At 43.6% G+C, this 13,086-nt stretch carries 12 protein-coding genes; 3 read left to right on the top strand and 9 right to left on the bottom strand.

Annotation, left to right across the window (positions count from 1 at the left end):
• Positions 1–61: 61 nt before the first annotated feature.
• The 5 genes from QUA70_RS00180 to QUA70_RS00160 form a co-directional block, all read right to left on the bottom strand.
• Positions 62–808, bottom strand: coding sequence for a uracil-DNA glycosylase family protein (locus QUA70_RS00180; RefSeq protein WP_333344702.1), 747 nt, complete (start codon positions 806–808; stop codon positions 62–64).
• Between the two features lie 189 nt (positions 809–997).
• The gene (locus QUA70_RS00175; RefSeq protein WP_333344703.1) at positions 998–1,195 is read right to left on the bottom strand and encodes a DUF433 domain-containing protein; all 198 of its coding nucleotides are present in this window, start codon (positions 1,193–1,195) and stop codon (positions 998–1,000) included.
• A 162-nt stretch (positions 1,196–1,357) separates the two neighbouring features.
• Positions 1,358–1,597: a DUF4926 domain-containing protein gene (locus tag QUA70_RS00170; protein WP_015174269.1), complete on the bottom strand. Its 240-nt coding sequence runs from the start codon at positions 1,595–1,597 to the stop codon at positions 1,358–1,360.
• Between the two features lie 10 nt (positions 1,598–1,607).
• Entirely contained in the window at positions 1,608–1,943 is a 336-nt protein-coding gene (locus tag QUA70_RS00165; protein ID WP_015174268.1) for a DUF6883 domain-containing protein, read from the bottom strand.
• A 54-nt stretch (positions 1,944–1,997) separates the two neighbouring features.
• Positions 1,998–2,243, bottom strand: coding sequence for a DUF433 domain-containing protein (locus tag QUA70_RS00160; RefSeq protein ID WP_333154900.1), 246 nt, complete (start codon positions 2,241–2,243; stop codon positions 1,998–2,000).
• Between the two features lie 64 nt (positions 2,244–2,307).
• Between QUA70_RS00160 and QUA70_RS00155 the strand changes: the two genes are divergently transcribed.
• On the top strand, positions 2,308–2,610 hold the full coding sequence (locus QUA70_RS00155) for a DUF433 domain-containing protein (protein WP_333344705.1): 303 nt from the start codon (positions 2,308–2,310) through the stop codon (positions 2,608–2,610).
• Positions 2,607–2,975, top strand: coding sequence for a DUF5615 family PIN-like protein (locus tag QUA70_RS00150; RefSeq protein WP_333344707.1), 369 nt, complete (start codon positions 2,607–2,609; stop codon positions 2,973–2,975). Before QUA70_RS00155 ends, QUA70_RS00150 begins: the two co-directional genes overlap by 4 nt.
• Before the next feature lie 48 nt (positions 2,976–3,023).
• Here the strand turns inward: QUA70_RS00150 and QUA70_RS00145 are convergent, their stop codons facing one another.
• A complete protein-coding gene (locus tag QUA70_RS00145) occupies positions 3,024–4,001 on the bottom strand; it encodes a heme o synthase (RefSeq protein WP_333333850.1) in 978 nt (325 codons plus the stop codon).
• A gap of 133 nt (positions 4,002–4,134) precedes the next feature.
• Positions 4,135–5,049 (bottom strand): heme A synthase, encoded by a 915-nt coding sequence (locus QUA70_RS00140; protein WP_333333842.1) that lies wholly within the window; start codon positions 5,047–5,049, stop codon positions 4,135–4,137.
• A gap of 545 nt (positions 5,050–5,594) precedes the next feature.
• Between QUA70_RS00140 and QUA70_RS00135 the strand changes: the two genes are divergently transcribed.
• Positions 5,595–7,016, top strand: a complete 1,422-nt coding sequence (locus QUA70_RS00135) for an ABC transporter substrate-binding protein (RefSeq protein WP_333344709.1) — start codon at positions 5,595–5,597, stop codon at positions 7,014–7,016.
• Between the two features lie 243 nt (positions 7,017–7,259).
• Here QUA70_RS00135 and QUA70_RS00130 read toward each other — a convergent pair whose 3' ends face one another.
• Together QUA70_RS00130 and QUA70_RS00125 are read right to left on the bottom strand one after the other, a co-directional pair.
• Complete coding sequence (locus QUA70_RS00130) at positions 7,260–12,605, bottom strand: AAA family ATPase (RefSeq protein WP_333344711.1); 5,346 nt, start codon at positions 12,603–12,605, stop codon at positions 7,260–7,262.
• Positions 12,606–12,687: 82 nt separating this feature from the next.
• A complete protein-coding gene (locus QUA70_RS00125; RefSeq protein ID WP_333344713.1) occupies positions 12,688–12,996 on the bottom strand; it encodes a hypothetical protein in 309 nt (102 codons plus the stop codon).
• Between the last annotated feature and the right edge of the window lie 90 nt (positions 12,997–13,086).

Below are 13,086 nucleotides of genomic sequence, written 5' to 3'. Positions count from 1 at the left end.
TCTCGACGGTCGGGTGCATTGGCGTTGTTCGAGTGCGCGCATCTCTTGCCGTATTTTGATGCTACCGCAAAAAAGCGCGTAACTTTTCAAGTTCATCACCCTGTAAACACTTAGCAAAAGAACGGTGGGTCCGAGCATTTGGATGGGGGAGAAAAGCAAAAAATCTTTCACGATTCCCTATCTCAACGAACTCGGATATTGAATTTGCTGTAGAGATCTTGAATTGGCTTTGAATCACTTGCTTTGCGCGTGCCCCCAGTACCACTATCACTTTTGCTCTTGCTAGTTCTAAAACTCTCAACAAGTAGGCTTCCACACATTGCTCCTGTGATTCTTCTACACCAGTTTCGGCACGAGACTTACAATGCACTATCTCGGTAAGCGCATAATCAATGCCTGGACTAACGTTCCGTTGAAGTAGCTCAATCGCACGTTGTCTAACCGCTGCCCAAAATCGAGTAGAGCGACTATATTTCCCGTCTTTTAGCAAGGATTTTGTACCATCAACGATCCAGTGCTTACGTCCTCCTCCAAAACGGTAATTGAAATAATCGTGTACTTCGCTACATGACCAATCCCAAGTTGGGTAATCTTCATCAAAGCCAATTGATGGATTTGAACTCAGGAAGAGAATGGGTGCTTGCTCTATCTGTCCACTCCAAGGTTCAGGCACTTGAAATTTTTCTAACCCAATTGCATTTTGAGAGTCAACAATTTTACGACATGGATTTTCAACAGAAAGATCTTCTTGACACTCTCGTGCATGGGGACAATGAACAATTTCACTTAGCAGAGTTTTTTCAGACATTCCCGAAATATATCAACTGATTACGAGTTTACGAAAATCTAGCAGTCGAACTTATAATTGTATCGCAGTTGCGGTACAATACCCAATAGAAGAGAAAAATACCGCCGATCGATCGCTGATGTATGTCACCAAAAGTGGCACTAATTCACATAGCAATTGCTGCCGTTCGATGAAAATTCAACCAAATTGTCATGCGGCTAAAACAGGACGATCGAGCTTGCGGACTGCATACAGAAGCGTAGCTTTAATATAGTCAATTTCCAAGTCTGGAAATTCTTCGATAAACTTAAAAATTTGCTCACCCGCAGCCAGCAACTCTAGGATATCGATGACTCGAATCCGCATTCCCCGGATGCAGGGACGACCGCCACATTGTCTTGGGTTCACTGTAATTCTGTCAAACAGATAAGCAACGGATGGTGGCCTGGGTTAAAATTGTTTGAAACCTTTGTCTCTAGCTTACCTCATTTATCGCCCCACACTCACACCGCGATATAATTCTGCGATCGCCACTTCCAACTCAATACTCTGTAAAGTATTATTCGTAGGCTAGGCGTAAGCAGGAAGTGGCTCATAAACGAGTTCCATGAGTTTCTCTGAGGGAATGGTTTCCATTGCATAGGTATTACCTTGAGCATCCGCAAAATCTACTAGATAAGCACGATCCTCAAAGCTCATGAGAATAGTGCCAACTTGTCCCGGTCGCAGCAAAATTGGCTGAGAGGTTGCTTTATGGATTGCGTGAATTTCTTCGGTCAAGGCAACAACATCATACTCGTGTAATGTCATCACAGTATCCTCACTTATTGACAGGATAGGTATTAGTTAGCCGGGGAAAGTCTTCATCGGTGCGAATCATCCAACATGACAGCACCCAAGAGCTTCCGGTTTCCGTGGTCATGAAAAATTTGATATCATACTGGGTTCCATAGTTGTCTGTTTTGTAAATTTCCGCCTCCTGATTGACCGCAGATTCTAATATAGCGGCTTCTAAAATAGTTTTGTTTTCTAGTGTAATTCCCAATCGATTTCTAAACAGGATGGCTTTATCTTTTCCTTTGGGATGCTGCATATTTAGTGAGTATCGCTCAAGCTTGTCGCCAAGCAGTGCCTTATCTCCGTTGGGTAGTTTCATCTGTCGAAATGGTTAAGTCACTGGGTGGAAAGTTTTCATTTGCTAGAAACCCCATTAACTTGCCTCAGCAAAGAGTAAAGGCGTGTAAAATACGTCTTCTTTGAGGCACTCCGCCGCGAAAGCAAACACAGCTTGTAGAGATTCAGCATTAAGCGTTGGGTAGTTTTCTAGAATTTGTTGCTGCGTCCAACCTTCTGAAAATAGCCCTAGAACGAACTCCACTGATATTCGTGTCCCCTTAATTACAGGCTTGCCAAGCAGAATTTTAGGATTTGAGTGAATGTGTGCTTTCCAGTTCATAACCACTGCGCCTCTATGGGTTTTCATCTATTATGAGTATAGTATAGTTAAAATGATAAAATTTATGACCACAGCAGTATCTATTGACATTGGTACGCTCATTACACGCACTCCCGGACTGCATGGTGGATGTCCCCACATCCTCGGTAAAGGCGTTACCGTTCGCCGGATTGTAACCTGGTACAAGCGAGGATTGAATGCTGAAGATATTTGCGATCGCATCGGACATCTCACCCTCGCCGAAGTCTACGCTGCATTAACTTACTATCATGCCAACACCGCAGAAATTGAAACTGATTTGATTAATCAAGCAGCAGAAGCCAAGCGTCTTGAAGCTTTGTACAGCAACTTTGGTCAAGAAGCATGAGTGAGATTAGGCTTTACCTAGATGAAGACTCCCAGGATCAATCCCTACTACGGGCATTACGGGCACGTCAAGTCGATGTAACCACCGTCAACGAAACTCAAACAGAAGGATTAATCGACGAAGAACAACTTCGGCTAGCTGCCACTCAAAACAGAGTTCTGTACAGTCACAATATTGGAGACTTCTGTCAGTTACATACTGAGTTCCTTGGCAGAGAGGAATCTCATGCTGGCATTGCGCTGATCTCACAAGACTATTCCGTCGGCGAGCAAGTTAGAGTCATTATGGAACTAACTGCTAATAAGACAGCAGAGGAAATGGTTAACCAGTTAGAGTTTTTGGGTAAATACTTAAAAAATAGCTAAATACTCAGAACCCCGACTTCTTAAAGAAGTCGGGGCTCTAAAAGCAGACTACATTACAACTGCACTAATCAAAGTTTGCACATTTTGTACAACAGCAGTAGTAAAATTATGAGTCACAGGCAAACTGTCAACCACTATTCCAGCGCACAATAGCATCAGGTACAGAATAGAGTATTTAAAGAGCGATCGCGCAACAGTCTTATCCTCTGGAGTCTGCAACAGCAACCAAGCTTTTTGGGCAAAAATAGCACCCAGGAAAATAGCTGTTCCCGCATACACCGCGCCCGCTAAATGCAGGGGATAAACTAGCAGCAAAGTTGCAGGAATCATCAATAGCGTGTAAATCCAAATTTGGCGGGCTGTGGCTTCGTCGCCCTCAATTACGGGTAACATCGGGACGCCTACTTCCTTGTATTCCTCGCGAATCATCATTGCTAATGCCCAAAAATGCGGCGGTGTCCACAGGAATATAATCCCAAACAGCAGCCACGCACCCCAACTCAAATCTCCCGTAACCGCAGCCCACCCAACTAGCGGGGGAATCGCCCCTGCTGCACCGCCGATGACGATGTTTTGCACGCTGTGACGCTTCAGCCAGTGGGTGTAAATTAGGACATAGAAAACGATGCCTGACATTGCTAGCAATGCAGCTAATAAGTTGGCAACAACTGTGAGCAATGTAAAGGATATTGTAGCTAGGGCGATCGCAAATATCAAAGCATCCCGCTTCTTGACACGCCCGGAAGGAATCGGCCGCCACCGGGTGCGCTCCATAATATAATCGATGTCGCTGTCGTAGACACAATTAATCGTATTCGCCGACGCAGAAGCTAAAGCGCCTCCGGTAATAGTTGATACCAGTAATAGCGGATCTACTTCTCCTTTGGCCGCCATCCACATTCCTGCTGAGGTGGTGATTAGCAGCAGTAAAATAATTCTGGGTTTTGTTAGTTGATAGTAACTTTTCACGACTTGCGAAAAGTTTTCGTGGAGGCGCGGGCGGTCGTTGGTAAGAATTTCTTGCATCGGTTGTAAGCTGTTAGTAATTATTTGCGAATTCGTCATTAGTCATTAGGTGGGAGTGGCGGGTTTTACGAGAAATATTTGGTGTAGCTACAAGGATTAATAAACCCGCCGACTCTTACTTTAGTCTTATCTCTCAAGCTGATAAAACTCGATCGCGCCAAGCTAAAACACTAAAAGCTATCAGGGTTCCCAGCAAAGCAGCACCGACTGCTTGGTGGGCCACTGTCAGCGGTTCTACCTGAAGGTGCAGCCGGAAAGTTGCTAATCCCAGAACTAATTGAGCAATTAGGCAAACACTCGCCCAATTAGCGAGTTTTCGCAAGTTTGGACTCAGTGCAGGCTGCCGCCAAGCCATGACTGCTACTGCTAAAGTCGCTGCTGTAGCTGGTACGATACCGGCGATGTGGCTGTTCATCACCGAGCACAATTCTGAGGAGTCCAAACATTGGTGCAGTGCCCATCTAGAGCCTACTAATGCTCCTAGCAAACTTTGCAGGTAAACTAACAATGCTGCGATCGAACTTACCCAAGCCAATTTGCCGACATTTCCTGTAGCTTCGTAGGGAGTCAGCATGAAACCGATGACTAGCAGGGCGCCAAAAAACAGTAAAGCTGTTCCCAAGTGAGCGGTAACGATGTCAAATCTGAGCAGTTGTGTTACTGTCAAGCCGCCCAATACGCCTTGAAAAACGATTAAAAATACTGCCCCAGCGCTCGCCCAAGGCAGCCATTTTGGCAGGCGGCTGCGGTAAAACAAAGATAGTCCTAAAAGTGCGATCGCGCTCAAGCCAATTGCCGCAGCGTCCAATCGGTGGAACCATTCCAGAAATACCTGCAAATTCATTTGCGCTGCGGGTATTAATTGACCGTAGCACAGCGGCCAGTCGGGGCAAGCGAGCCCCGCATTCATGACTCGCGTGGCGCTGCCTACAGCCATTAACAGCCAGGTTGCGATCGCAATTTTCCACACTAGGCCGCGGATAATATCTTTTGGCTGCCACTGCACTCCTGCTGCTGCGGTTGGCTGATTTACAACTGAGTTTGCCATGAACTTTACCTTAGCCTTTGTTATCGATCGAACTTAATTAAATAGCGAGCTTTTACTTTTACTGAGCTTAGCCGAGCTTAACACTCTTTTTCTGTGACAAACCGTCATATATACTACCTTAGCGACCTCGCCATTCAATTAGTTTATCTTTAGAGATTTTTCAACTTTCCTCTTTACATTACAAAGTATTGCAGCTATTTTTATAAATTTCAACAAACTTTAATTATTTTACCGAAGTCCTTGCTGTTACAGGCTCCTTTGCTGTTGAACCTGGAGCAAAACCTAAAGATATCATTAAGGAAAAACAATTTTTCCATCTTTATGATATGTAAATTCAACATCATCTAAAATTGCCATCTAGCTCGTTAGTCTAAAATAACTTAATAAAAATGTCAAAATATAAGTAGAGTAGCTTTTCTGACTTCTGACTTCAACATCAGAAAGAACGCTCGATAATTAATCCGTGTATCCGTGTCAAAATCTTTGAGAGTGCCTTCCTGATTTCTTCTGACTTCGTTATTTCAAAAATCTAAAGATGTAAAATTATGTCACAAAAAAACGAAACTGCTGTTCTCATCTTATCACTCCTAATTACCCTAGGGCTAGCGGGTGCAGGCATTTGGTGGCTGACAAACCGCAGCGGCACGAATTTCGGAGGTTTGTCTCCCGATAATCAGGCGTTATCTAATAAATCACCGCAGTCAGAACAGTCAATTGAGCAGCGTTTGAGCGCGGGAAACAAACTGTTAATTTCCGGGGGATCGACAGCAAAAAAACAAGAAGCTGTAGCGGCGATCGCATCTGGCAACTATAACGCAGCTATTTCAGACTTACAAGCTTCGCTGAAAACCAATCTCAACGATCCAGAAGCACTAATTTACCTCAACAACGCCCGCATCGGCGATCGAAAATCCTACACAATTGCCGCCGCAGTTCCCATTGGCAGCGATATCAATGGTGCTCAAGAAATTCTGCGGGGCGTCGCTCAAGCTCAAAATGAAATCAACCAAAGCGGTGGCATTAGCGGTACTCCATTAAAAGTGCTAATTGCTAACGACGACAACAACCCAGAGATTGCCTCGCAAATTGCCAGCGCGATCGCAAATAACTCTAAAGTTTTAGGAGTGATCGGGCACTTTAGTTCTGACGCAACGCTAGCAGCCAGCAAGATTTACCAGCAAAATCAATTAGTAGCAATTTCTCCCATCAGTACCTCTGTGCAACTCTCAGGAATTGGCAGCAATATATTTAGGACAGTGCCGAGCGATCGATTTGCTGCGAATGCTCTTTCCCGCTATATGCTGACAAAGTTGCAAAAGAAAAAAGCTGCTGTATTTTTCAATTCTGCTAGCAATTATAGCAAATCTTTAAAAAGTGAATTCACTACTGCTCTTTACGGAGATGGCGGACAAGTAGTATCGGAATTTGACTTTGCTAAGGGTAATTTTAATGCGGCCGACAGCTTTAAAAGCGCGATCGCCCAGGGAGCAGAAGTGATTGTGTTAGCAGCCAATACCGCCACGCTCGACCAAGCTTTGCAAGTAGTGCAAGTAAACGCCAAACGCCTGCCTTTACTCGCAGGAGACGACGTTTATACTGCTAAAGTCCTGCAAATCGGTGGCGCGGCAGCAACAGATATGGTGCTGGCAGTTCCTTGGCACATTCTCGCAGATCCGCAGTTAAACTTTCCCCAAACATCCAAACAACTTTGGAATGCTGAAGTAAGTTGGCGCACAGCTTTAGCCTACGATGCGGCGATCGCCTTAATTGCCGGTTTAGGGCGCACTCCGACTCGTACAGGCATTCAACAAGCTTTATCGGCGTCAGATTTTTCGGCAAATGGAGCATCCGGCCCGATTCGGTTTTTACCTTCGGGCGATCGTAATCGCGCAGTTCAATTAGTAACTGTTAAACCCGGAAATCGCACGAGTTACGGTTACGAGTTTGTGCCGATATCTGGTTTGTAAACTATTGGCGATCGCGAAATTTAGGTGATAATATTCAGAAATAAGTTCTAGGGATTATCAAGCAGAAATGCTTACAAGATGAGTAATTATATCAAATCCGCTTGCATCGGAATTCATCTTACGCACAATCAGGACACGGCAGTGCCGTTTCCCTACAATTAATCGGGTGAGACTGACATCTCTCATTAAGTGTTCTTGATTATTTGGGCGTACGGACACTGCCGCAACTAAATTATCCCATACTTACTTCTGTTTGATTACTACCAAAGTAATGTCATCAAATACTTTTTGCTCCCCGATGTATCGCCGCACGTCGTCAATAATAGCTTGCTTGATTTCTGCTGCTGACTTTTCCCTGTTAAGGGCAACAAGTTCAATCATTGGCTCAATACCGTATTCCTTTTGATTCATATCAAAAGCTTCGGTAATTCCATCTGTGTAGAGTACGACAACATCCCCGGAATTTAACTCTATTTCAGTAGTAGCAATGAAATCGGCAATATCTGGTTCCAAGGCGATGGGAAAGCCTAACTCCATGGTATCAATCCGCTCTACTTCGCCCCTAGAACGCACGACAATCACCTCTTCGTGCTGTCCGCTCAAACGCAGGATGTTGTCCCCCCGATATTCCAGCAAAGAAAGGCTCATACTTTTACCGCAATTCATGCGCTCTACGTTGTCAAAAAGCGTTTGGTTGACTGTCTGCAATAATTTAACTGGGTCGGTTTCATTGTGAACCAACAAAGTGCGAATTGCTGTTTGCGCCATAATCATTAACACGCCGCTTTCTAAACCGTGTCCTGTCACGTCGCCGATGCCAATTGTGGCTTTGCCGCCGTGATTTAGTACGTCGTAGTAGTCGCCGCCAACTTCATCAGCCGGTTCCATGAATGCAGCAATTTCTAGCCCTTCTATTGACTCTAATTCCTGCTGTTGAGGCAAAATCATTTGTTGTAGGCGGCGGGTTACGTCTAGTTCGGCACTCATGCGAAGGTTTTCTACTTTTAGCCGATCGTTCAAAACCAATATTTCTGCATTAGCTTGGGCTAATTGTGCGGTGCGATCTTCTACTTTTTGCTCTAAAGTTCGGTTGTAATCTTCTAATTTTTCGTAGAGAGTTGCATTTTCAATGGAGATCGCAGCTTGAGCGGCGATGATTTTTAAAGTTTCGACTCTTTCTGAGGTAAATGCGCCGATCGCCAAATTATTTTCTAAGTAGAGAATTCCACCTAGTTTGCCTTGATTGAGTAGGGGAGTGCAGAGAATCGATTTGGGTTGAGTTGCGGTAATGTAAGAGTCGCGGGTAAATAGTCCTTCATCGGTGGCGTTATTTAATACTACATTTTCGTGGCTGCGAGCGACGTAGTTAACTATGGCGGTTGATAGCAGGGGAATTCCAGTTGCAGGATCTACGGAATCTACGGGAATGGATTGCATAATGGTAATGATCTCGCATTCTACTGCAGCTTCCGCTTCAATCGCCCAATTCCCGCCTTGATCCAGAATGAGAAAACCTTTTTGGGCCCCTGCGTTTTCAATCACAGTTTTCATCACCTGGTTTAACAATTGTTCGAGAACGATTTCACCGGAAATAGCTTGGGATGCTTTCATTACTGCGGCAAAATCTAGCGCTTCGCCGGAATTGCTACCAGTTGTGGTGATTGGATTGATGGTATTATTTTCAGTATCTGTTCGGGTTGAACTAAGCGACTGAATGGCTAAAAATTGCGGGTATCGCGCTTCCAAATCTTTGACTTTAGCTACAGCCCCCCAACGCTGATAGGCATAGTGGGCATCTTGCAGGTAGTGACGGGCAACATGATTTTGATTTCTGGCTAAATAAAACCTGCCTGCTAGTTCGTAGGCGAGGGCTTCTTCGTTGAGATATTCGTTTTCGCGGGCTAAGATGATGGCTTTGTCGTAATATTCTCTGGCATCCTTATCGTTGCCTAATACGCGATCGCGTTCCGCTTCGACTAGATAGAATTTGTGCAGGTAATTCATGGGAGCCTGCTTTGCCCATGTTTCCATTTTTTCTTGTTTAGCAGCTACCTTTGCCAGGATTTCTTCTTTTTCCGTCTCTGAGGAATTAGGATATAGCGCCAGTCGGGCTAACATATCATACAAATAGGCGGTAGTGAGAATAAACGAAGAACCTGCATTAGCTGAGTATTCTTCAAAACGGTCTGCATTCTCCACAGCTTGCTGAAAATCCTCGAAAAGATAACACAGGGGAAGTTTATGGGAGTAAGCGTGCATGAGCGCAGTTCGATCGCCACCTGCTTGATGAACTGGTATCATCTTTTGTTCGTCGTATACTTCACCAATCAAACAGCAGGGATTTTCTGCTTGTCCCATTAAGTTCAGGATCGCCTGCATATAGATTTCAGCCCAACGAATGTATGCTTTCTGCTGAGTTTGATAAGTAACTTTAAGGGCTTTCGCCATCTCTTTCTTGGCATCGCTCAGCTCCACACCGCTGAGGTACAAAGTGTAAGCATAGCTATGCCTAACACTAGCAGCACATTCAATATCTCCAGTTTCTATCCCATTTTGATAGGCTTCCATGCAAAAAGAAGATGTGTCTCTAAGAGGTTCATTCCAATGCTTGATAAATCCCTTATATATTGCATAAATTCTTGCTTTAAATGTTCTATCTTTGAATTGTTCTAGTAGCTTCAAAGCAAGTTGACCAAATTGATAGCCAGTGTCAAGCTCTCCTGATAAGCAGAGAATCAGTCCGTAACCTACATACGGAAAAGCCGAGTTAGCAGAATTACCATACTGAATCGATAAATTTACCTGTCGGCACCACATTAACAAGCTCAGTTGATTAAGTGCTATGAACGCAGGGCTCGACAAGTAGTTCATCACCCGCATAGCTGCTAGTTTATACGGATCGGTCATTGGCGGTAAGTCGATTAATTCCTGGGCTTGTCTGCCCGCTAAAGCAGATTTTATCTGCTCTATCTCTCGCATCAGATCGGATTGGTTCGGTCGTTGCGGTAATTCTACCCCAAGTAATTTCAGAACTTCTAGACCAATGTCGATCGCCTCTAGGAATTTCATTTGGGCGCAGTAAGCTTGCATTTTGACTTCATAAACTTTTACTTTGTCTAACAGAGTTTGGGCTTTTTGCAAAACTACCCTAGCTAAGCGCTCCATTTCATCGTAGTTGCCAATTGTATAAGCTGCTTCTGCTGCTTCTAAATGCAAATCTAAGGTAAGGTTATACTGCTGCGACCAACTCTTTTTATTTAACAAACTTAAGCCGATCTGAAGGTAATTGAAAGCGGGTTGGTGAGCCGCTGAAGATTTTGCTTTTTTACCTGCCTGTAAGTTTAATCGAGCTAACTCGTATCGCTCTGTTTGTCGCTCGATTAGCGCACGTCCCTTGTTGAACTGATTGACAATATCAAACAGCTTCTGTGACAATTCTTCAGATGATGTGTTTTGGAGTAACAACCTTCCCACGCACAGATGTACTGACTGTCTATCTACTTCGGAGATGAGAGAGTAAACTGATTGTTGAATGCGATCGTGGGCAAATTTGTATTCTGCAACTAACCGATCGGACAAACCTTCGACATCAAGTTCCGCCAACTGATAGGCATGGCTGAGGGGTATAATTAGACCGGATTGGAGTGCTGACCGTAAATCTGTTGCTGTTTCTTGGAGAGATTTCTCATATACAATCGCCAGTGTTTTCAAGTCAAACTGATTTCCTACGCAAGCTGCTAATTTTAAGACTGCCTGAGTTGCTGTCGGGAGTTTTTTTAAATTTTTGCTCGTTAGTTCTAAAACGTTATCTGTAAGCGGTTGCGCTTTGATTTGCTTTAAGTCCCACTGCCATTTCTGAGATTTGTAGTTAAAATATAACCAGGCTTCAGAATGCAGGGATTTTAAGAATTCATTGATAAAAAACGGATTGCCACCAGTTTTTTGCTGGAGCAACTCGGCAAGTGGCTTAGCATTTTTTGATTCCGCAAAAAGCGTATCAACTAAAAGTTGCGTAATATCGGTTAAGGCTAAAGGTGCCAGCAATATTTTATTAATGGTTGTTACTTTTGCTTTGGCAATATTTTCCAAAATTTGAGTTAGAGGATGCGCCTCGGTTACTTCATTATCGCGATAGGCGCCCATGAGAAATAGATATTTATTATCTGCTACTGTCATCAGCAGTTGAATTAATTCCAGCGATGCTATATCTGCCCACTGTAAGTCGTCTAAGAAAATTACTAATGGATGTTCGGGCTGAGTAAATGTATTAATAAATTTTTGAAAAACCAGATTAAAGCGATTCCTCTGTTCTGCTGGTGGCATATCTGGTAGGGGTGGTTGCGAACCAATAATTAGTTCTACTTCAGGAATAACTTCAACGATTACCCCTCCAGCTTCTCCTAATTCTGCTTGGAGTTTCTCTCGCCACTTGCTAATTTCTGCCTCGCTTTCTGTTAGTAACTGCCGTACTAACGAACGAAATGCCTGTATTAAGGATGCGTAGGGAGTATCTCGTTGAAATTGGTCAAACTTACCAGAAATAAAATAACCGCGTTGGCGAGTCAGCGGCCTATATATCTCCTGGATTAATACTGTTTTTCCAATCCCAGAATATCCAGAAACCAGCATCATTTCACTGGTTCCTTGGCTGACTCGCTCGAAAGCAGCTAATAGGGCAGAAATTTCCCGCTCTCGCCCGTACAGTTTTTGGGGAATTTGAAATCGATCGGAAATCTCGTGCCGATCGACGGGGAAAGAGTCAATTTGCTCTTTGCTCTGCCATTGTCTGAGACATTCTTGTAAATCTTCCTTTATTTTATATGCTGATAAGTAGCGTTCCTCAGCATTTTTTGCCATTAATTTCAACACGATGGTCGAAATAATAGGTGGAACTTCTGGTTTGAGTCCGTGCGGTGGGGTAGGTTGTTTAGCAATATGACAATGCACTAATTCCAAAACATCATTCGTGGGGAAAGGTAACTGTCCGGTTAGTAATTCATAAAAGGTTATGCCCAGCGAGTAAAAATCAGTGCGGTAATCAATGGCTCGATTCATGCGACCTGTTTGTTCTGGCGAGATATATGCCAGCGTTCCTTCTAACACGTTCTGGTTGCGAAAGATTGGGTTTTCTCGCGACAGTGTTGTGGAAATGCCAAAATCAATTAGCTTCAGCTTACCTGTCTGCTGATTTAAAATAATATTTGATGGGTTAATATCTTTATGAATGATATGCTGTTGGTGAACCTGACCGAGAATGTCAACAATCTCAATTGCCAGGTGGAGAAATTCAGCAATTGTAAATTGCTTCTTAGCGATTATCCGATTGAGGGATTCACCACCAAAATCTTCTAAGGCAATTACCCACTGATTTTCTAGGTTTTGGAAGCTGTAAACATCTATTACCCCTGGTAAGTTAATGTTTTGGGTTATTTCATACTCTCGCTTAAACCAGGCAATTTTTTCAGGTGAAGGATAGGCTTGTTTGAGCATTTTGAGGATAACAGGCAGATTGTCTGCTTGCCGATATCCGCGATAGACTAACGAGTTACTGCTCTCATGCAGTTTTTCAGTAATTTGGTAATTTTGCATAGTTAGGTTTTTATGACAAAAAACCGCAACAAGTGCGGTTTGAGTTGATGAAATATCAATCTACTTTTCCAAGTGTAGAAAATTATGAGCGATTTGACTTCAATCCCACATCCTCATCAGAGTCAGGTTCGGGTTCTGGCGGTGGAGAAGGAGGAAAAGGGTCTGGATCTGGCAAGGGATCGGGGCCGGGATCGAAAAAAGTAGTAGCAAACGTAACTTGTTCTTCTGCAAAGATTGCGGCAATTTTAGCATTTTCACCACTCATCATTGCGGTTTGTTCTGCTTCAGTTAAACCCACTTCTTCCATTAAAGAACTGGGGTTATTGATGAAAGCACTTTGTTTCTTGGGGTCAAGTGCTAAATCTGTTAACAAATCCAATAGGTTACTCATGGGATATTCTCCTAAATCTCTAAGGTCGCGAACAGTGAAGAACTAAACTAATCGTCATTGATTTTTTCAGTTGATTTTCTGGCAATTAAG

This window comes from Microcoleus sp. LAD1_D5, assembly GCF_036702115.1.
In the GTDB taxonomy this organism is placed as follows: Bacteria; Cyanobacteriota; Cyanobacteriia; order Cyanobacteriales; family Microcoleaceae; genus Microcoleus.
The sequence above is the reverse complement of the archived record's forward strand: the minus strand, read 5'-3'. Positions and strand labels throughout refer to the sequence as shown.